At 64.4% G+C, this 19,078-nt stretch carries 17 protein-coding genes; 3 read left to right on the top strand and 14 right to left on the bottom strand.

Annotation, left to right across the window (positions count from 1 at the left end; all coding sequences use genetic code 11):
• Positions 1–27: 27 nt before the first annotated feature.
• The 13 genes from hbdH to bamA all read right to left on the bottom strand — a co-directional run bounded on the left by hbdH (position 28) and on the right by bamA (position 14,859).
• Entirely contained in the window at positions 28–798 is a 771-nt protein-coding gene (gene hbdH, locus RR51_RS10445; RefSeq protein WP_039613442.1) for a 3-hydroxybutyrate dehydrogenase, read from the bottom strand.
• A gap of 10 nt (positions 799–808) precedes the next feature.
• Entirely contained in the window at positions 809–2,200 is a 1,392-nt protein-coding gene (locus tag RR51_RS10440; RefSeq protein WP_039613441.1) for a GntP family permease, read from the bottom strand.
• A 269-nt stretch (positions 2,201–2,469) separates the two neighbouring features.
• The gene (locus RR51_RS10435; protein WP_039613440.1) at positions 2,470–3,852 is read right to left on the bottom strand and encodes a sigma-54 interaction domain-containing protein; all 1,383 of its coding nucleotides are present in this window, start codon (positions 3,850–3,852) and stop codon (positions 2,470–2,472) included.
• A gap of 119 nt (positions 3,853–3,971) precedes the next feature.
• Positions 3,972–4,988 carry an ABC transporter permease gene (locus tag RR51_RS10430; protein WP_025339234.1) on the bottom strand — a complete coding sequence of 339 codons (1,017 nt, stop codon included), beginning with the start codon at positions 4,986–4,988 and terminating at the stop codon, positions 3,972–3,974.
• A complete protein-coding gene (locus RR51_RS10425; protein ID WP_039613439.1) occupies positions 4,988–6,046 on the bottom strand; it encodes a microcin C ABC transporter permease YejB in 1,059 nt (352 codons plus the stop codon). The genes RR51_RS10430 and RR51_RS10425 overlap by 1 nt, the downstream gene beginning before the upstream one ends.
• Positions 6,043–7,971: an extracellular solute-binding protein gene (locus RR51_RS10420; RefSeq protein WP_039613438.1), complete on the bottom strand. Its 1,929-nt coding sequence runs from the start codon at positions 7,969–7,971 to the stop codon at positions 6,043–6,045. Before RR51_RS10420 ends, RR51_RS10425 begins: the two co-directional genes overlap by 4 nt.
• A gap of 11 nt (positions 7,972–7,982) precedes the next feature.
• Complete coding sequence (locus RR51_RS10415) at positions 7,983–8,264, bottom strand: peptidylprolyl isomerase (RefSeq protein ID WP_003258780.1); 282 nt, start codon at positions 8,262–8,264, stop codon at positions 7,983–7,985.
• A gap of 80 nt (positions 8,265–8,344) precedes the next feature.
• Complete coding sequence (locus tag RR51_RS10410) at positions 8,345–9,400, bottom strand: 3-deoxy-7-phosphoheptulonate synthase (protein WP_015270260.1); 1,056 nt, start codon at positions 9,398–9,400, stop codon at positions 8,345–8,347.
• A 555-nt stretch (positions 9,401–9,955) separates the two neighbouring features.
• Positions 9,956–10,507: a YbhB/YbcL family Raf kinase inhibitor-like protein gene (locus RR51_RS10405; protein WP_013972562.1), complete on the bottom strand. Its 552-nt coding sequence runs from the start codon at positions 10,505–10,507 to the stop codon at positions 9,956–9,958.
• A gap of 48 nt (positions 10,508–10,555) precedes the next feature.
• Positions 10,556–10,864, bottom strand: coding sequence for a hypothetical protein (locus tag RR51_RS10400; RefSeq protein WP_039613437.1), 309 nt, complete (start codon positions 10,862–10,864; stop codon positions 10,556–10,558).
• Between the two features lie 146 nt (positions 10,865–11,010).
• Positions 11,011–11,976 (bottom strand): endonuclease, encoded by a 966-nt coding sequence (locus tag RR51_RS10395; protein WP_039613436.1) that lies wholly within the window; start codon positions 11,974–11,976, stop codon positions 11,011–11,013.
• A 14-nt stretch (positions 11,977–11,990) separates the two neighbouring features.
• Complete coding sequence (locus RR51_RS10390; RefSeq protein ID WP_039613435.1) at positions 11,991–12,374, bottom strand: hypothetical protein; 384 nt, start codon at positions 12,372–12,374, stop codon at positions 11,991–11,993.
• A gap of 121 nt (positions 12,375–12,495) precedes the next feature.
• Complete coding sequence (gene bamA, locus RR51_RS10385) at positions 12,496–14,859, bottom strand: outer membrane protein assembly factor BamA (protein ID WP_039613434.1); 2,364 nt, start codon at positions 14,857–14,859, stop codon at positions 12,496–12,498.
• A 196-nt stretch (positions 14,860–15,055) separates the two neighbouring features.
• Here bamA and RR51_RS10380 point away from each other — a divergent pair, with 196 nt between their 5' ends.
• The gene (locus RR51_RS10380; protein ID WP_039613433.1) at positions 15,056–15,757 is read left to right on the top strand and encodes a response regulator transcription factor; all 702 of its coding nucleotides are present in this window, start codon (positions 15,056–15,058) and stop codon (positions 15,755–15,757) included.
• The gene (locus tag RR51_RS10375; RefSeq protein WP_039613432.1) at positions 15,754–17,016 is read left to right on the top strand and encodes a HAMP domain-containing sensor histidine kinase; all 1,263 of its coding nucleotides are present in this window, start codon (positions 15,754–15,756) and stop codon (positions 17,014–17,016) included. The genes RR51_RS10380 and RR51_RS10375 overlap by 4 nt, the downstream gene beginning before the upstream one ends.
• Positions 17,017–17,165: 149 nt before the next feature.
• Here RR51_RS10375 and RR51_RS10370 read toward each other — a convergent pair whose 3' ends face one another.
• Complete coding sequence (locus RR51_RS10370; RefSeq protein WP_025339219.1) at positions 17,166–17,633, bottom strand: Lrp/AsnC family transcriptional regulator; 468 nt, start codon at positions 17,631–17,633, stop codon at positions 17,166–17,168.
• A 166-nt stretch (positions 17,634–17,799) separates the two neighbouring features.
• On the opposite strand from RR51_RS10370, the gene RR51_RS10365 reads away from it, so the two are divergent.
• Positions 17,800–19,050, top strand: coding sequence for a Zn-dependent hydrolase (locus RR51_RS10365; protein WP_039613431.1), 1,251 nt, complete (start codon positions 17,800–17,802; stop codon positions 19,048–19,050).
• Positions 19,051–19,078: the final 28 nt, after the last annotated feature.

The following is a 19,078-nucleotide window of genomic DNA, read 5'->3' as shown; positions in this document are numbered from 1 at the left end:
AGACCGCCGCCAGGCCCAGGCCGCCCGTCACTGGGCCAACCAGCCACCATCGACGTTCCAGGCGGCACCGCGAACCTGGCTACCGGCCTCGCTGCACAGGAATAGTACCAGCTCACCCAGGTGCTCGGGGGTGACGAAGGCCAGCGATGGCTGTTTTTCTGCCAGCAGATCGTGCTGCGCTTGCAGCGGATCGCCACCGTTGGCAGCACGATCGTCGATCTGCTTCTGCACCAGCGGGGTCAACACCCAGCCAGGGCAGATGGCATTGCAGGTGACGTTGCTTGTGGCGGTTTCCAGGCCCACCACTTTGGTCAGGCCGACCACGCCGTGCTTGGCTGCCACATAGGCCGCCTTGCCGGTGGAGCCGACCAGGCCGTGCACCGAGGCGATGTTGATGATGCGCCCCCAGTTGCGTGTGCGCATGCCGGGCAGGGCCAGGCGCGTACCATGGAACACGGCCGACAGGTTGAGGGCGATGATCTTGTCCCAACTTTCCAGCGGGAACTGCTCCACCGGCGCCACGTGCTGGATACCGGCGTTGTTGACCAGGATGTCGACACCGCCGAACTCGCGCTCGGCCAGGGCGAACAGCGCTTCGATCTGGGCTACGTCCGAGAGGTCGGCCGGGTGATGGACTACCTTCACCCCGTGCCGGGCGATCTCCGCCAGCGCCGGGGCAGGGTCGCCGAAGCCGTTGAGCACGATGTTGGCGCCTGCGCGGGCCAGTACCTGGGCAATGCCCAGGCCGATGCCGCTGGTGGAACCGGTGACGAGTGCGGTCTTGCCTTCGATGGTCATGCAAAGCTCCTTAGACGATGCCGGTGGCGTAGAACGTGGCGATGACCACGAACACCGCCAGGGTCTTGATCAGGGTAATACCGAAAATGTCCTTGTAGGCCTCGCGGTGGGTCAGCCCGGTCACGGCCAGCAGGGTGATGACCGCACCGTTGTGCGGCAGGGTGTCCATGCCACCGCTGGCCATGGCGGCCACGCGGTGCAGTACTTCGAGCGGGATGTTGGCGGCATTGGCGGCGGCGATGAAGGTGTCGCCCATGGCCGCCAGGGCGATGCTCATGCCGCCCGAGGCAGAGCCGGTGATGCCGGCCAGCAAGGTCACGGTAATCGCTTCGTTGACCAGTGGGTTGGGGATGCCGCGCAGGGCGTCGGCCAATACCAGGAAGCCCGGCAGCGAGGCGATCACCGCACCAAAGCCGTATTCCGAGGCGGTGTTCATGGCCGCCAGCAAGGCGCCGCCCACGGCGCTTTTGGTGCCTTCGGCCAGGCGGGCACGGATGGCGCCGAAGGCACACACCAGCACCATCAGGATGCCCACCAGCAACGCTGCCTGCACCGCCCAGATGGCCGTGAGCTTGGCCACATCGCTTTGCACCGGTGCGCTCATGCCGGGCAGTTGCAGGCTGTGACTTGGGCCGTACCACTGCGGGATCCAGTGGGTGAACAGCAGGTTCATCACCCCCACCAGCAGCAGCGGCGACAGGGCCAGCCAAGGGTTGGGCAGCGCCAGGTCGGCAGCGGTCTCCGGTTCGTTGCGCAAATCGCTGCCATAGCCTTCACCGGCGCGCTGGGCCTTGTTGCGCTGGCGCTGCAGGTAGGCCATGCCGGCGCAGAACACGAACAATGTGCCGATCAGGCCCAGCCATGGCGCGGCCCAGGCGGTGGTGTTGAAGAAGGTGCTGGGGATGATGTTCTGGATCTGCGGGGTGCCGGGCAGGGCATCCATGGTGAACGAGAACGCGCCCAGGGCGATGGTTGCCGGAATCAGGCGTTTGGGGATATTGCTCTGGCGGAACATCTCGGCGGCGAACGGGTACACCGCGAACACCACCACGAACAGCGAAACGCCGCCGTAGGTGAGCAGCGCGCAGACCAGCACGATCACCAGCATCGCCTGGCGGGTGCCGAGCACGCGGATGGCGGCGGCGACGATCGAGCGCGAGAAACCGGACAGCTCGATCAGCTTGCCGAACACGGCGCCCAGCAGGAACACCGGGAAGTAGAGCTTGATGAAGCCGACCATTTTCTCCATGAATACCCCGGTGAATGCGGGGGCCACGGCGGACGGGTCGGTGAGCAGTACCGCACCGAGGGCGGCGATGGGGGCGAAGAGGATTACGCTGTAGCCGCGGTAGGCAGCCAGCATCAGCAGGGCCAGAGCGGCGAGGGCGATGAGCACGGTCATCGGGGTGGGTCTCCTGGGTGAGTCTTGTTTTTATCGGTGAGCAGGAGATAGCGGGAATCGTGCCAGTTTTTAACTTATTGATTTATATGAGTATTTTGTTTTCTTCTGAATTTTTGTCTCTGTCTTGAGATTTTGGGGCCGCTTTGCGGCCCATCGCGACACAAGGCCGCTCCTACATGTGCACCGCGATCTCCTGCAGGAGCGGCCTTGTGTCGCGATCGAGGGCAAAGCCCTCGCGACAGTCTCTAAATGGAAACAAAAGTCTCCACTCAGAGACCGAGCGCTACCATCTTCTTATATAGCGTTGACCGCCCCAGTCCTAACGCCGACGCAGCTTCCGGCACATTTCCCCCATGTTCGGCCAGTGCCCCAACAATCAGCTCGCGCTCAAATGCCTCACAGGCCTCACGGTAAGTCTGCCGCATAGGTTCACCCGCCACCGGGCTCAACGGCCCCAATGCCGCCCGCAGATCCGCCACCCCCAGCCGCGGCTGATCTGCCAGCAGCGTGGCCCGCTCCAGCACATTGCGCAGCTCGCGAATGTTCCCCGGCCATGCATGCCGCGCCAGTAGCTGCTGCGCTTCGGCCTCCAGCTCATACTGGCTGCCCAGTTCGCCCAGGATGGCCTCGCACAGCGCCGGCAGATCCTCCAGCCGTTGCCGCAGTGGTGGCACCTCGATCGGCAGCACATTCAGCCGGTAATACAGATCGGCGCGGAATGCCCCGCGGGCGATGGCGGCCTGCAGGTCGATGGAGGTGGCGGCAATGATGCGCACATCACTGCGCAGCATCTGGTTCGAGCCTACCGGCTCGTACTCTTTCTCCTGCAACACCCGCAGCAGCTTGCTCTGCAGGGCCAGCGGCATGTCGCCGATCTCGTCGAGGAACAGTGTGCCGCCTTCGGCCAGTTGCAGCTTGCCGCTGCGGCCCTTGCGGTCGGCGCCGGTAAAGGCGCCGGGGGCGGTGCCGAAAAATTCGGCTTCCAGCAGTGTTTCGGGGATTGCCGCACTGTTGATGCTGACAAACGCCTTGTGCGCCCGCGCCGACGCCGCATGGATGGCATGGGCCAGCAGTTCCTTGCCGGTGCCGGTTTCGCCCAGCAGCAACACCGGCGAATCACTGCTCGCGCCACGCCGGGCGCGGCGCTTGGCCTCCAGGCTGGCGGCGCTGCTGCCGACGAACTGGGCGAAGCTGTACTTGGCCTGGCGAGCGCGCAACTGCGAGCGGGTCGAGGCCAGTTCCTGCTGCATGCTGGAGTAGCGTTTGAGCAGCGGCGACAGGCTGCGCAACTCATCGAACAGGGCAAAGCCGATGGCGCCGATCAGTGCGCCCTGGTCGTCGTGGATGGGCAGGCGCATTACCACCAGCGGCTCGTTCGGGGTGTCGAGCATGTCCAGCAGGATTGGCCGGCCATTGCTCACTACTTCGCGCATCAGGCTGCCCGGGATCACCGCCTCGCATGGCTGGCCGATGGCACTGGCGGCGTTGGCCAGGCCAAAGCGCCGGGCGTAGCGCTCGTTCATCCAGACGATGCGCGCCTGGCGGTCGACGATTACCGTGCCCTCGCTGGACTGCTCGATGATCTCGAACAACGAGCGGATCGCCAGTTGCCGTACCTGGGGGTAGTCCTTGAGGCTGTCGCTGTCGTGCATGGGTAGAAATCCTGAAATCTGTGTAAGCAGGGCTGGCCTCTTCGCGGGTAAACCCGCTCCTACAGGGTCACCACAAACCTTGAGGCGGGTTTACCCGCGAATGGGCCAGACCTGAAAACCTATCCCCTGGGGTCGAACGCCTCGCGCAAGGCATCCCCGATAAACACCAGCAGCGACAGGATCACCGCCAGGGCAAAGAACGCGGTAAAGCCCAGCCACGGCGCCTCCAGGTGCTGTTTGCCCTGGGTCACCAGCTCTCCCAGTGAAGCACTCCCTGCCGGCATGCCGAAACCGAGAAAATCCAGTGCAGTCAGGGTGGTGATCGCCCCGGTCAGCATGAACGGCACATAGGTCAACGTTGCGTTCATGGCATTGGGCAGGATGTGCCGCAGCATCACCTGGCTGTCTGGCAACCCCAGTGCCCTTGCGGCCTTCACGTACTCCAGGTTACGACCGCGCAGGAACTCTGCGCGCACCACGTCGACCAGCGTCAGCCAGGAGAACAGCGCCATGATCCCCAGCAGCCACCAGAAGTCCGGCTCGACGAACCCGCTGAGGATGATCAGCAGGTACAGCACCGGCAACCCCGACCACACCTCCAGCAGGCGCTGGCCGACCAGGTCGACCCAGCCGCCGTGGTAGCCCTGCAAAGCACCGGCCGCCACCCCGATCAGCACGCTGACTACGGTCAGGGCGAAAGCGAACAGCAAGGATACCCGGGTGCCATACAGCACCCGGGCCAGCACGTCGCGGCCTTGGTCGTCGGTACCCAGCCAGTTGCTCGCGCTCGGCGGGCTGGGGGTGGGCACCTGCAGGTCGTAGTTGGGGGTATCGGCGCTGAACGGGATGGGGGCGAACAGCATCCAGCCACCTTGCTGCTCGATCAGCTGGCGTACATAGGCGCTGCGGTAGTCTGGCTGGAACGGCAGCTGGCCGCCGAACTGCTGCTCGGTGTAACGCTTGAGCGCCGGCACGTAGAGGTCGCCCTTGTAGCCCAGCAGCAGCGGTTTGTCGTTGGCCACCAGCTCGGCGCACAGGCTCAGCAGCAGAAGGGCGGCGAACAGCCACAGCGAAACCCAGCCGAGGCGGTTGCGGCGAAAGCGTTGCAGGCGACGACGCGAGATCGGTGAAAGCATCAGCGCGCCCTCGCGTCGAAGTCGATACGCGGGTCGAGCAGGGTGTACGACAGGTCACCGATCAGGCGGATCAGCAGGCCCGCCAGGGTAAAGATGAACAGCGTGCCGAACACCACCGGGTAATCCCGCGACACGGCCGCCTCGTAACTCATGCGGCCCAGGCCATCGAGCGAGAAGATCACCTCGATCAGCAAAGAGCCGGCGAAGAACACCGTGATCAATGCCTGCGGCAACCCCGCTACCACCAGCAGCATGGCATTGCGCAGCACGTGGCCATACAGCACCCGGCGTTCGCTCAGGCCCTTGGCTCGGGCGGTAACCACGTATTGCCGGGAAATCTCGTCCAGGAAGGCGTTCTTGGTCAGCAGCGTCAGGGTGGCGAAGCCGCCGATCACCAGGGCGCCGACCGGCAGCACCAGGTGCCAGAAGTAGTCGGCGACCTTGCCCAGCAGGCTGAGCTCGTCGAAGTTGTCCGAGACCAGGCCGCGCACCGGGAACCAGCTGAGCGAGGTGCCGCCGGCGAACAGCACGATCAGCAACAGGGCGAACAGGAACGAGGGCAGGGCATAGCCGACCACGATCAGTGCACTGCTCCAGGCATCGAAGCGGCTGCCATGGCGCACCGCCTTGCGGATGCCCAGCGGGATCGACACCAGGTAGGTGATCAGCGTGGCCCAGAAGCCCAGCGACAGGGTGACCGGCAACTTGTCGAGGATCAGGTCGGTGACCTTGGCGCCGCGGAAGAAGCTGTTGCCGAAGTCCAGCCGGGCGTACTGGCCCAGCATCAGCCACAGGCGCTCGGGGGCGGACTTGTCGAAGCCGTACTGGCGTTTGATCTCCTCGATCAGTTTCGGGTCCAGGCCACGGGTGGCACGTGACTCGCCGTGCACCACCTCGGCCCGGGCACCGGGAGCGCCACCGCCGATACCTTGCAGGCGTGCCACCGCCTGCTCCACCGGGCCTCCCGGTGCGGCCTGGACGATCAGGAAGTTGACCAACAGGATCGCCAGCAGGGTCGGGACGATCAGCAGCAGGCGGCGCAGTATGTAAGTGGTCATGGCGAGAATTTCCGGCGTTCGGCCATTTGCGCGTTGGTCAGCGCGGCAGGGCTGACTTCCCACCAGGTGTCCAGGCCTTCGTCATAGGCAGCCTGGACCTTGGGCAGGCCGAAGCGGTTCCACCAGACAGTGGAGCTGCCCGGTGGGTAGTAGTTGGGGATCCAGTAGTAGTTCCATTGCAGCACCCGGTCCAGGGCATGGGCGTGGTACAGCATGTCGGCCTGGGTGTCGGCGCGCACCAGGCCGTCGATCAGGCGGTCCACGGCAGGGTCCTGCAGCACCATCAGGTTGTTCGACCCAGGGTCGTTGGCCGCCGCCGAACCGAAATAGTTGTACAGCTCGGCGCCAGGCGACAGGGTGACCGGGTAGCCAGTGACGATCATGTCGTAGTCACGTGCCATCAGGCGGTTGACGTACTGGGCCGAATCGACGTTGCGGATGTCCAGGGTCACGCCAATCTGGGCCAGGTTGCGCTTCCACGGCAGCAGCAGGCGCTCCATGCCTGCCTGGCCGTTGAGGAAGGTGAACGCCAGCGGCGTGCCCTGGCTGTTCACCAGGTGGTCGCCTTCGGGGCGCCAGCCGGCTTGTTCGAGCAGCGCCAGTGCCTGCAGCTGCTGCTTGCGGATTATCCCCGAACCATCGGTGACCGGGGCGGTGAACACGGTGCTGAACACTTCGTCCGGCACCTTGCCGCGCAACGGTTCGAGCAGTTTCAACTCGCCGGCATCCGGCAGTTGGCGGGCGGCCAGCGGGGTATTGGAGAACACGCTCTGCTGGCGGATGTACATGTTGCGCATCATCTGCCGGTTGCTCCACTCGTAGTCCCACAGCATGCCCAGCGCCTGGCGCACGCGACGGTCCTTGAACTGCGGCCGGTCGAGGTTGAACACGAAGCCTTGGGCCACCTGCGGTTTGGCCGGGCCCAAGTGGGCGCGCTGCAGGCGGCCGTCGTCCAGTTGCGCGCCGTTGTAGCCCAGGGTGTAGGCGGTGGCGGAGAATTCGCGGTTGTAGTCGTAGCCGCCGCCTTTGAGCACCTGCCGCGCCACTTCGGTATCACCGAAGTACTCGATGCGCAGCTTGTCGAAATTGTAGCGGCCACGGCTGACCGGCAGATCGCGCGCCCACCAGTTGGCGTCGCGCTGGAAGGTGATGCTGCGGCCGTTGTCGATGCTCCCGATACGGTACGGCCCGCTGCCGACCGGCTTGTCGAAGCCGGCGCCGTTGGCAAAATCGCGCTGCTGCCAGTCGTGTTCGGGCAGAACCGGCAGGCTGGCGAGGTCCAGTGGCAGGGTGCGGCCGTGGTCAGGCTTGAAGTCGAAACGCACGCTGTGTGGGCTTTCCACCACGACGGCAGCAACATCGGCGAACTGGGTGCGATACCTCAGGCTGCCCTTGCTCATCAGCAGCTCGAAGGTAAAGCGTACGTCCTCGGCGCGCACCGGCTTGCCATCGGCGAAGGTGGCGCGCGGGTCGATCTCGAACCGCAGCCAGGCATCCTCCGGGCCGCGCTCCATGCGCCGGGCGATCAGGCCGTAGACGGTGTAGGGTTCATCGAACGAGCGCACGGCCAGTGGCGCGTACAGCAGGCCATCGACCTCGCTGACACCGATGCCTTTGTCGATGTACGGCAGGATATGGTCGAACTGGCCAATCTCGATGGCCGAGCGGCGCAGGATGCCGCCTTTGGGGGCGTCGGGGTTGACGTAGTCGAAATGCTGGAAGCTGGCGCTGTAACGGGGGGCTTCGCCGTAGACGGTGAGGGCGTGGGTGGGTGCAGCCTGGCTATTGAAGGAAAAACAAAGCAGAAAAAGGTAACACAGGGCCTGTGGGAGCGGGTTCACCCGCGAATGCGTCCGTTCACGCAACGTCGTTGCCTGATCTGGCGCTTTCGCGGGTGAACCCGCTCCCACAGGGGACATGAGCAGCTACTGGCTACTTAGTCCTGGCGGCTGGTCACTTCCAGCAGGTGGTAGCCGAACTGGGTCTTGACCGGGCCTTGCACGGTATTGACCGGCGCGCTGAACACCACGGTGTCGAACTCCTTGACCATCTGGCCCGGGCCGAACGAGCCCAGGTCACCGCCCTGGCGGCTGGACGGGCAGGTGGAGTTGGCTTTGGCGATTTCAGCGAAGTCGGCGCCTGCTTCGATCTGGGCTTTCAGTTCGTTGCATTTCTCTTCGCTGCTGACCAGGATGTGGCGGGCGGTTGCACGGGCCATGGGTACTGCTCCTTGGGGTAAAAAAGGCAAGCCTAGCGCACTTGTCCGGGGTATGTCTCGCCAGGCTTGCGTCCCGCTACCTAGAGTTTTTGTGCCGCCTCGCGCAACAGGGTTTCGGTCGAGGCCCAACCCAGGCAACCGTCGGTGATCGACACGCCGTATTTCAGCGCGCCCTTGCCCAGCGCCTGGCAGCCGTCGAACAGGTGCCCTTCGATCATCACGCCGACGATAGAGCGGTCGCCGGCCAGGCGCTGCTCCAGCACATCGTTGAAAACGGCCGGCTGACGCGCCGGGTCCTTGCCGCTGTTGGCATGGCTGCAATCGACCATGATCCGCGCCTGCAGCCCGGCCTTGGCCAGCGCCTGGCGGGCCATGGCGATGCTGTTGGCGTCGAAGTTCGGGCCCTTGTGGCCGCCGCGCAGCACCAGGTGGGTGTCCGGGTTGCCCAAGGTCTCGATGATGGCCGGGTAGCCCTGCGCATCCATGCCGAAGTGGCGGTGCGAGTGGGCGGCGCTACGCATGGCGTCGCTGGCGATGGCGATGCCGCCGTCGGTGCCGTTCTTGAAGCCGACCGGCAGCTCCAGGCCACTGACCATTTCGCGGTGGATCTGCGACTCGGTGGTGCGCGCGCCAATCGCGGCCCAGGCCAGAAGGTCATCGAAGTAGCCGGCGGCCATTGGCTGCAGCAGTTCGGTGGCAACCGGCAGGCCGCGTTCGATCATGTTCAGCATCAGCCCGCGGGACAGGGCGATGCCGGCGTGCATGTCGTCGCTGCCATCGAGGTGCGGGTCGTAGGCCAGGCCCTTCCAGCCGACCGTGGTGCGGGGTTTTTCGACGTAGGCGCGCATCACCAGCAGCAGCTTGTCGTCGACTTCGCGGCTGAGGGCTGCCAGGCGGTCGGCGTATTCCAGGGCCGAGCGCGGGTCGTGGATCGAGCACGGGCCAACGATCACCAGCAGGCGCTGGTCGCGGCCTTCGAGGATGTCGCGGATGGCCTGGCGGTGGGCATGGACTTGCTGGGTAAGTTCGCTGGACAGCGGCATTTGCTGCTTGAGCAGGTGCGGGCTGGGCAGGCGCTGGCTGACGGTGGTGTTGGCTGCTTGCGGCTGGGTCAGGGCGAGGCTGGAAGCGTGCATGGCGTTTTTTCCCTGGGCGGACGGCGGGTTCTGGCCCGCGTCGTCGGCCCTATCGAGGTGTTCGACAAGTCGTTGAATTCGTATTGGCTGCTGCATTGCCACCTGTGGAAGACCGAACGGAGGCGGCAGGCTGGCCCGAACGGGATTGGCTAAATCGCCAGGCGTAGGTGTTTGCGTAGTAATAAGTGGCGTAGTTCATGAATCTGTCCTCAATGTGAATCGGTGTTGTTCAAAGGCCTGAAAAGCAAAACCCCCGGTCGGGAAGCCGACCGGGGGTTTGAGTATTCTCATGTTCGGCGGCCCCTCGAAGGTGGGCGCCGTGTGGGTATCGGCGCCTAGTGGCTAAACCAATACCCAAAGTAATAGCTGGCAGGTGCCACGCAGCCGACAACGGCCAGCACAGGGCGCAGGGTGCGACCGGTGTGGTTGGCGTGGTTGCGGGTGTGTTTCGGCATGTTGCTCTCCAGTGAATGAGCCCGAGCTTACTTCAGTTCGACTGGGCCATTCAATGGATAAATGCTATGGGGGTGTTTAATTGTTCCGGTACGGCCAGGCTCAGTGGCCATAGCGCCCGACCAGGCTCTGCGCCCCCAGCGCGTGGCCTTGCAGCAGTTGCAGCAGGCCGCTGCGGTCCAGGCCTTCGGGCAGGGTGCCCAATGGCAGGTCGGTGGCGATCAGCGTCAGCGCGTAGTGGTGCGGGTTGTCGCCGGCGGGTGGGCAGGGGCCGCGGTAGCTGAGCGTGCCCCGCGAGTTGCGCCCCACGGTCACGCCTTGCCCGGTCAGCCCGGCGACGCCTTCCTTCAGCCCATCCTGGGCCGGGTCGATGTTGTAGGCGATCCAGTGGACCACGCCAATACCCTTGCCGCCGTCCGGATCGAACATGATCAGTGCCAGCGACTGAGTGCCTGCGGGGAGGTTGTCCCAGCTCAGTTGCGGGGTGCGCTCTTCGCCAGCACCACAGGCCGGGTCCGGGCCAACCTGCTGCAAGGCGATCACGCCGCCATCGGTGAAGGACGATGAGCTGATCGACAGCGCGCCCTGGCTGCCAGCGACGGCCAAGGCGCTGCAAGGCAGCAGGGCGGCGAGCAGCCAGGGTTTGAGGTTCATGGTGAATCCTTGGCAGGGCGTTCCGGCGCAGTGTAGCCCAGGCCGGCCTCAATGGCTGTCCTGGTCCTCGGCGGTGCCACCGGTGTGCCCGGCGCCGGAGCCGGTGGCTTCGCCGGTGCTGTTCGAGCCGCCAGCGGCGCCGTCGGCGGCATCGCTGTTGCTGCCGGTGTCGCTGCTGTCATTGGTTTTGCTGCTGCCTGGGCTGTTTACGCTGCTGTCTTCACCGGCGGTCTTGCCACCGTGCTGGTCGGTTTGCGGGCGGCTGTCGGTGTCTGTGTCAGTGGCGGCGAAGCTGGTGCCAGTGACGCTGACCAGGGCGAGGGCAAGGCACAGTGAAAGTGGGCGAATGCGGATCATGGAACCTCTCCTTTACGGATGATCTGTCATTCGTTGGGCTGGGGGCGGGGAGTGGGGTGCCGTCTGGGCGACGGATGGTCATTGTTGCGGGCTGCCGTGCAGCCCGCTCGATTGCAAGGGGGCCGCGCAGGCCCCTAGGAAGGCGATCAGCGGCAGTTGCCCGCCTTTCGATAACCCGCTGCCTGCGCCTCACCCTCTGTGGCGAAGGTGACCTGGTTCTTCGCGGTAACCTGGGTATAGCCCGGGCAACCAACGGAAAGGTGATAGACATGGCTGTTGCGGTTGCCAAGCACCGCGCCCACCGACCCGGCACTGGCCAGGCTCGGCTTGGATTCGGGCTTGGCGGCCTTTTCCGGCACCGCCTGCACCACGCCACTGCCGACCGGCTTGTAGTTGGCGGTCCATTTGCGTTCCCCGGTCACGAAGGGGTTGGCATGCCCCATGATCGCGGCAATGCGCCGGTCACGCTCTTTCTCCCAGGCCGACACCGGGTGCTGTTTGTCCCAGGCCATCAGCAACTGCTGCTGTTGGCGCGACATGCTCAGCTTGTAACGGTCGTACATGTAGAAGGTGGTGCGGGCGACCAGGCCTTTCACTTCGTCGCGTGGTTCGGCAGCACGCTGCACGAAGTCCACCTTGGTGGTGCACTGCCCGTATTGCCCTGCATTGCCAGCAACCATGCCGTAGTTGAAATTGCTGCGATCACCGTTTACCTCGCCCACTGCCGGGTACAGGTTGAACAGGTCGGCCTCCATGGCGCGGAACACCGGGTCGTCATCCACGCAATGCTCGCGGCCGCCATTCTTCCAGCACTGGCGCTGGTTGCCGAAGGTGTAGGCCGGCACGATGTGTTCCCATTCGGTGCGTTCGGCGCGGTTCTGCTGCTTGCGGGTCTGGTAGCCGCACGAGGCGGCATCGATACGCCCGCCAGACTTGCCCACCCAGGCCCATTTGCAACCGCAGTACAGGTCGCCCATGGCACTGCTGGCCTGGTCCATGTACACCTTCTGCTTGGCCACCACCTTGGCCTCGGTGAAGGTCGCCGGCGGGTTGGCCAGGGCAGGGAGGGTGAAGGAAAACAGTAAGGATACGGCGTAAAGCAGTGATTTCATGGGAAAAACATATTTCAGGTTGGGGCATGCATTGTAATCATTTCCTTGGGGCTGGCCAGCTCGCTGATCCACACCAGTGGGCGGCGCGGGTCGTCGCTGCCCATGCTGCTGAACGTGGCCGAGTCGAGCATCGCCTTGAGCTGGGTGGCCATGCGCAGCAGGCGCTCGATGAAGCCGGTACCGACGGCGCCGGTGTCCTCCATGGAAACACCGCTCTGGTTGTGCTGGATTGCCAGGTGGTAGTGGCTGACCCCGGCACCGTTGCCACTGCCGCCCAGTACCACGGTGAAGCGAGGGCCGAGCAGCCCGGCCAGGCGCTGCTGGACCAGGTCGAGTAGCGCGAGCGGGACTTCGTCGGGGCGCAGTGAAGTGGGGAAGCATGGCGTGAAGGGGGGCATGGGCATGTCCTGCTGGGCGGGGTACGAGTCCTGGCCAGCTTAAGCAAGGTCACTGTCAACTTGGGTTAAGCAGGGGTAAAAGCGGGTAATGCTCAACGCCAGGCCGTTACGGAGTCAGGCATCAGAAGGTCTGCCCCAGCGAGAACTGGAAGATCTGGGTTTCTGCCCCATCCGGCTTCTTCAGCGGTGCCGCCAGGCTGAAACTCAACGGCCCCATTGGGCTGTACCAGGTCACGCCAACCCCCAGCGACACGGCCATCTGTGCCAGGTCCACGCTGCCGCAGCCCTGGGTGGTCGACAGGTAGCAGGTGTCGGCGTACACGTTGCCGGCATCGACGAACACCGAGCTGCGCAGCTGGCTCTGGTCCTTCACGAACGGCAACGGGAAAATGTACTCGGCGCCGCCGGCAATCAGGATGTTGCCGCCCAGCACGTCGGTGTCACGGTCGGAGTAATAGGCCTGTCCGGCGCTGGCGTAGGTGCCGGTGGCCGGGGTATTGCGCGGGCCGAGGCTGCCGTCCTTGAACCCGCGCACCGAACCCAGCCCACCTGCGGTGTAGCTTTCATAGAACGGCAGCCCGTCGGTGGAACCGTAGCCGTTGCCGTAGCCCAGGCTGGTATGCAGGCGCAGCGAGGTTTTGCTGGTTAGCGGCAGGTAGGTCTGGCCGCTGTAGTCCAGCTTGTAGAACGACAGGTCGCTGCCAGGGGTGGTGGCCATCAGCGTCAGGCTCTGCGAGTGGCCGCGGGTAGCCAGCACGCCTTTGTTCAAGGTCGATTCCGACCAGCCGATCGAGGCCTTGAGGTTGTTGAAGCTCTTGCCTTCGCGGGCGATGAAGTCGTAGATCTCGTCGGCGCTGTAGGTGCCGGGCGAGATATTGTCGTGCTGCAGGGTCAGGCCATAGGTCAGGCGCGAGGTTTCGTTGATCGGGTAGCCAAAGCTGACCCCGGCACCGTAGCTGTCGATCGCGTAATAGGAAACGCCGTCGTCGTAGTAATCGCTGTAGTCGGTGCTGTTGTAGAACAGGTTGTAGCCCAGGCTGACGCCATCGGCGGTGAAGTAGGGGTCGGTGAAGCCGAAGTTGTACTTGGTCTGGTACTCGCTGCGGGTCAGTCCGATGGACACCTTGTTACCAGTACCGAGGAAGTTGCTCTGGCTGATCGAGCCACCGAGGATCAAGCCGGCGCTCTGGGCGAAACCGACGCTGGCGGTGATCGAGCCGGAGGCCTGCTCCTCGACGCTGTAGTTGACGTCGACCTGGTCGTCGGTGCCCGGCACCGGCGGGGTCTCGACGTTCACTTCCTTGAAGAAGCCCAGACGCTCCAGACGGGTCTTGGACTGGTCGATCAGGTAGGTCGAGGCCCAGCCGCCTTCCATCTGGCGCATTTCGCGACGCAGCACTTCGTCTTCGGTCTTGGTGTTGCCGCGGTAGTTGATGCGGTTGACGTAGGCACGCTTGCCCGGGTCGACCACGAACATGATGTCGACGGTGTGGTCTTCATCGTTCGGCTGCGGCACGCCGTTGACGTTGGCGAAGGTATAGCCTTCGTTACCCAGGCGGCGGGTGATCAGCTCGGAGGTGCTGGTCATCACCTTGCGCGAGAACACCTGGCCAGGCTGCACCAGCAGCAGCGACTTGACCTGGTCTTCCGGCACCTTCAGGTCACCGGACAGCTTCACGTCACGGACGGTGTACTTCTCGCCTTCGTTGATATTGACGGTGATGTAGACGTGTTTCTTGTCCGGCGTGATGGACACCTGGGTGGAGGCGATGTCCATGTTGATGTAGCCGCGGTCCAGGTAGTAGGAACGCAGGCGCTCCAGGTCACCGGAGAGCTTTTCGCGGGCGTATTTGTCGTCGTTCTTGAAGAACGACAGCCAGTTGGTGGTCTTCAGCTCGAACAGCTGCGCCAGGGTCTCGTCGTCGAACACGTTGTTGCCAACGATGTTGATGTGCTGGATGGCGGCGACGGTGCCTTCGTTGATCTTGATCTTCAGCGCCACGCGGTTGCGCGGCTGCGGCACCACCTCGGCGTCAACCTCGGCCGAATAGCGGCCCTGGGCCACGTACTGGCGCTGCAGCTCGTTACGCACACCTTCGAGGGTGGCACGCTGGAAGATCTCGCCTTCGGCCAGGCCGGATTGCTTCAGGCCTTTCATCAGGTCGTCGGTGCTGATCGCCTTGTTGCCTTCGATCTCGATGCTCGACACCGACGGGCGTTCGACCACGTTGATGATCAGGACATTGCCATCGCGGTTCAGCTGAATGTCCTGGAAGAAGCCGGTCTTGAACAGGGAACGGGTCGACTCCACCAGTCGGCGGTCATCGGCCTGGTCGCCGACGTTCAGCGGCAAGGCACCGAAGACACTGCCGGCGGAAACCCGCTGCAGGCCGTTGACGCGGATATCGGCGATCCTGAAGGGGGAGGCCTGGGCCAGCGTGGCGTTCAGCAGCAGGACGGAGAGCAACAGGCGCGGGTAGTTCATCGAGGGTTCCAGACAAGCGGATTCGGAGGGAGCAAGCGCGGGCAACCCGCATGCAGCGGGCGATGAGGATACGGGCGGGCTGTGTTCGGCGCGGTTAGCCGAGGGTAAAGATGTGTAAAGTCCGACCGGCCCGCGGTGACAGTGCCGGCCTCCGGGGCGATCATTGCAACCCCTGCAATCACGATTCCTGGCCCTGATGATCCCTGTGCTGCTGGTCGACGATGACCGCGAACTCACCGAAATGCTCTCTTTGTACCTGGCCCGCGAAGGCTTCCAGGCCACCGCCGTAGGTACTGGCGAGGAGGGCGAAGCCCAGGCATTGACCGGCAACTATCAGGTGGTGGTGCTGGACGTGATGTTGCCGGGCATTTCGGGCATCGAAGTGCTGCGGCGCGTGCGCGCGCGCAGCCAGGTACCGGTGCTGTTGCTAACTGCCCGTGGCGACAACATCGACCGCATCGCCGGCCTGGAGCTGGGTGCCGATGACTATGTGCCCAAGCCCAGTTCCCCCGGCGAACTGGTGGCGCGCCTGCGGGCGATCCTGCGCCGTGTTCAGCCGCAACTGATGGGCGAAGCCATGGTGCCCGAGGCGCCCGAACAGGTGCGCAGTGGTGCCCTGAAAATGTGGCCCGGTCGACGCGAGGCGCATTGGAACGCTGCCATCCTCGAGCTGACCGGCTCCGAGTTCAGCCTGCTCGAAGCGTTGGCCCGCCAGGCCGGCCAGCTGGTCAGCAAGCAGGACCTGTCGCTCAATGCCCTGGGTCGGCCGCTGACCCGTTACGACCGGCGCATCGACGTGCACATCAGCAGCATCCGGCAAAAGCTCGGGCCGCGCGCCGATGGCAGCAGCTGGATCCAGAGCGTGCGCGGCATGGGCTACATGCTGATCGTCGAATGATGCGCCGGCGCCTGTTCTGGAAGCTGTTCCTGGCCTTCTGGCTGGCCAACATTCTGACCTTCCTGGTGGGCGCGGGCGCCTTCATGCTCAATGACCTGCGTGGTGACACCCCGGCGCTGCGCTCGCTGCTGGCCACCGAACTGCAGCTGTTGCAACGTTACGGCGAGCAGGCTGGCCGACAGTTGCTCGAGGTCTCGCCACAGCCGCCGGATGTGCAGGTGGGCCTTTACGATAGCCAGGGCCGGTTGCTGGCCGGCAGGGCGGTGCCAGTGGCCCGGTTCGAGCAGGCGCTGAGCGACCACGACGGCCGCCCGCTGGTGCTGCGCGCTTCGGTGGCCACGACCATTGGCGAGCCACCACGCCCGCGCGGCATGGTCCCGCTGTTTACCGGCACGCTGATGAGTGCGCTGTTCGCCTTCCTGTGCAGCCTGTACCTGACCCGCCCGCTTGCCTGGCTGCGCGAAGCCATGGGCCAGGTCGCCCAAGGGCGTTTCGAGGTGCGGGTCAAACCCAGGCTGGGCAAACGCCGTGACGAAATCGTCGAACTGGCCGAAGACTGCGACCGCATGGCCGGTCAGCTCAAGGCGTTGGTGCAGGCGCAGCAGAACCTGCTGCACGACATTTCCCACGAACTGCGCTCGCCTCTGACCCGCATGCATGCCGCCATCGGTCTGATGCGCCAGCAACCGGACCGGCTTGACATGCTTGAACGGGTGGAGCGCGAATCGCGGCGCATGGACGACCTGATCGAGCAACTGCTGACCTTGGCCCGCGCCCAGTCCCGGCAGGGCGACGACTTCGCCACCCTCGATGTGGTCGAACTGCTGGCGCAGATCGTCGAAGACGCCCGCTTCGAGGCTGGCATGAAGCAGTGCCAGGTTTGCTTGCAGGCCCAGGGCACGTTTATCACTCATGGGCATGAAGAACTGCTGTACCGGGCGTTCGAGAACATCATCCGTAATGCAGTGCGCTACACCGCAGCGGGCACCGAGGTGTTGGTCGAGGCCGCGCTGGCGCCGGGCGGGCAATGGTTGCAGGTCAGCGTCAGCGACCATGGCCCGGGCGTCGAACCGGCGCGCCTGCAGCGCATCTTCGAGCCATTCGACCGCGGCACCGACAGTAACGGTGACGGCTTTGGCCTGGGCCTGGCGATAGCCCAGCGGGCCGTTGCCTTGCACGGCGGCAGCATCACTGCATTGGCCGCCGCGAGTGGCGGGTTGCGGGTGCGCATCGAGCTGCCGCAGGCAAACCCTGCCTGAGCAAGGCCGACTTCATGGAACTGCACTTATTGAATTTGCAGGGACCCTGTGGGAGCGGCTTTAGCCGCGAACACCGGCGCAGCCGGTGCCATGCGCCGCGTTGGATTCTTCGCGGCTAAAGCCGCTTCTATAGTGGACCGCAACAGGCTTCAAGGCGTGAGGGTCGGCACGAACATGCCCGTCTTCACATTGCTCATCGACACCAGCGTCTTGAAGCGCTTGACGTTGTTGTTCTCAAAGAACAGTTCACGGGTCAGCTGGGTGTACTGCTCCATGTGCCGCACCAGCATGATCAGCACGAAATCGCACTCCCCGGCCACGTAGTAGCACTGCTGCACCTGCGGGCAGGCGAGGAAGGTGCGTTTCATCTCGTCCAGCAGGTCCAGCCGCTCGTTCTCCACTTCAACCTCGGTGATCACCGTCAGCGTGTACCCAAGCTGCTCCGGGTTCACCTGTGCCACCGTGCCACGGATCACACCGTCGGCCGCCAGCTTCTTCAACCGCCGATTGACCGCTGCCGAGGACAGGTTGACCTGCGCACCGAGGTCCAGCTGTGAAGTACCAGCGTCGCGCTGCACGGCATCGAGCAAGGCCAGGTCGAAGTGATCGAGGGGCATGAAGGGGCCTCTGTAGGTAAACAGCGGTAAACGCCGGTAATGCGTAATAAAAGTGCGCGCAAAGGCTAAAAATCAAGCTTTTCGTACATGGCGAGCGAATAGAATTCTCCCATGAACAAGAACGGCGGTGTAGAGCCAGGGCTTTGCACCCAGGGAGAAACGGTTGATGAATGCGAGTACGCCAATGCAACTGAACGGCGCTTTGCTGCTGCAGCAGATCCGTGCACTCGGCCAGGTAGGCGCTGACGCCATCCACGGCGGGCGCACCCGGATCGCCCTGAGCGATGCCGAAAAGGCCGGGCGCGACCTGCTGGTCGGCTGGATGCGCGAACTTGACCTCGACGTGCAGGTCGACCGCATCGGCAACATTTTCGGTACTTTGCGCGCTGCCGCCGACAGCGGTGAGCAACGCCCACTGATGATGGGTTCGCACATCGATACCGTCACCAACGCTGGAGCCCTGGATGGCTGCTATGGCGTGCTGGCCGGGTTGGCGGTGATTCGGGCCTACCGTGATGCCGGGCGCTTGCCTGAGCGTTCGATCACGGTCGGCGCATTCACCAATGAAGAGGGTGTGCGCTACCAGCCCGACATGATGGGCTCACTGGTGTATGCCGGCGGCCTGCCCTTGCAGCAGGCGCTGGACACCCTTGGCACCGACGGTACGCGGCTTGGCGATGAACTGGCGCGCATCGGCTATGCCGGCACGCTGGAGCCTGGCGCCATCGTGCCGCACGAATATCTCGAACTGCATATCGAGCAAGGGCCGATCCTCGAAGCCGAGAACACCCTGATTGGCGTGGTCGAGAACCTGCAGGGCATTTCCTGGCAGCAGGTAGAGGTGAAAGGGCACGCCAACCATGCCGGCACCACGCCGACCCACCTGCGCCATGATGCAGGCTTCGTCGCCAGTGCCATCGTTGCCGAGTTGCGCGCCATGGCCGTGGATTCCGGCACGACCCTGGCCACGGTGGGCTGCATGCAGTTCGAGCCGAACGTGATCAACGTCATCCCGCGCAAGGCCACCTTCACCGTCGACCTGCGCGACCCCGACGAAACTTGCCTGGCTTACGCCGAAAACCGCCTGAGCCAATACCTGGAGGCGCTTGCCGAGCGTGAAGGGGTGACCATTACCACCGAGCGCCTGGTGCGTTTCGAACCAGTGATCTTCGACGCAGGCCTGGCCGATGCCATAGAAGCCTCGGCGCAGCGTTTCGGCTTCAGCCACCGGCGCATGACCTCCGGTGCTGGCCACGACGCGCAAATGATCGCCCGCATCGCCCCCGCCGCGATGATCTTCGTGCCCAGCCAGGGCGGCATCAGCCACAACCCGCGCGAGCATACCGACGACGAGCAACTGATCCAGGGCGCCCAGGTGCTTCTGGATGTTGTCAGCCGTCGCCTGACCCACCCCTGATCCCCACTGTAATGCCCCGCCCGCTGAA

This window comes from Pseudomonas sp. C5pp (assembly GCF_000814065.1).
Taxonomy (GTDB): domain Bacteria; phylum Pseudomonadota; class Gammaproteobacteria; order Pseudomonadales; family Pseudomonadaceae; genus Aquipseudomonas; species Aquipseudomonas asiatica.
Note: the sequence above shows the minus strand (reverse complement) of the source record. Positions and strands in the feature narration are given on the sequence as shown.

Excerpts from the sequence above, each read along its gene's own strand:
- hbdH (WP_039613442.1), bottom strand. The coding sequence starts at position 798 with ATGACCATCGAAGGCAAGACCGCACTCGTCACCGGTTCCACCAGCGGC.
- RR51_RS10440 (WP_039613441.1), bottom strand. The coding sequence starts at position 2,200 with ATGACCGTGCTCATCGCCCTCGCCGCTCTGGCCCTGCTGATGCTGGCT.
- RR51_RS10435 (WP_039613440.1), bottom strand. The coding sequence starts at position 3,852 with ATGCACGACAGCGACAGCCTCAAGGACTACCCCCAGGTACGGCAACTG.
- RR51_RS10430 (WP_025339234.1), bottom strand. The coding sequence starts at position 4,988 with ATGCTTTCACCGATCTCGCGTCGTCGCCTGCAACGCTTTCGCCGCAAC.
- RR51_RS10425 (WP_039613439.1), bottom strand. The coding sequence starts at position 6,046 with ATGACCACTTACATACTGCGCCGCCTGCTGCTGATCGTCCCGACCCTG.
- RR51_RS10415 (WP_003258780.1), bottom strand. The coding sequence starts at position 8,264 with ATGGCCCGTGCAACCGCCCGCCACATCCTGGTCAGCAGCGAAGAGAAA.
- RR51_RS10410 (WP_015270260.1), bottom strand. The coding sequence starts at position 9,400 with ATGCACGCTTCCAGCCTCGCCCTGACCCAGCCGCAAGCAGCCAACACC.
- RR51_RS10405 (WP_013972562.1), bottom strand. The coding sequence starts at position 10,507 with ATGAACCTCAAACCCTGGCTGCTCGCCGCCCTGCTGCCTTGCAGCGCC.
- RR51_RS10400 (WP_039613437.1), bottom strand. The coding sequence starts at position 10,864 with ATGATCCGCATTCGCCCACTTTCACTGTGCCTTGCCCTCGCCCTGGTC.
- RR51_RS10395 (WP_039613436.1), bottom strand. The coding sequence starts at position 11,976 with ATGAAATCACTGCTTTACGCCGTATCCTTACTGTTTTCCTTCACCCTC.
- RR51_RS10390 (WP_039613435.1), bottom strand. The coding sequence starts at position 12,374 with ATGCCCCCCTTCACGCCATGCTTCCCCACTTCACTGCGCCCCGACGAA.
- bamA (WP_039613434.1), bottom strand. The coding sequence starts at position 14,859 with ATGAACTACCCGCGCCTGTTGCTCTCCGTCCTGCTGCTGAACGCCACG.
- RR51_RS10380 (WP_039613433.1), top strand. The coding sequence starts at position 15,056 with ATGATCCCTGTGCTGCTGGTCGACGATGACCGCGAACTCACCGAAATG.
- RR51_RS10375 (WP_039613432.1), top strand. The coding sequence starts at position 15,754 with ATGATGCGCCGGCGCCTGTTCTGGAAGCTGTTCCTGGCCTTCTGGCTG.
- RR51_RS10370 (WP_025339219.1), bottom strand. The coding sequence starts at position 17,633 with ATGCCCCTCGATCACTTCGACCTGGCCTTGCTCGATGCCGTGCAGCGC.
- RR51_RS10365 (WP_039613431.1), top strand. The coding sequence starts at position 17,800 with ATGAATGCGAGTACGCCAATGCAACTGAACGGCGCTTTGCTGCTGCAG.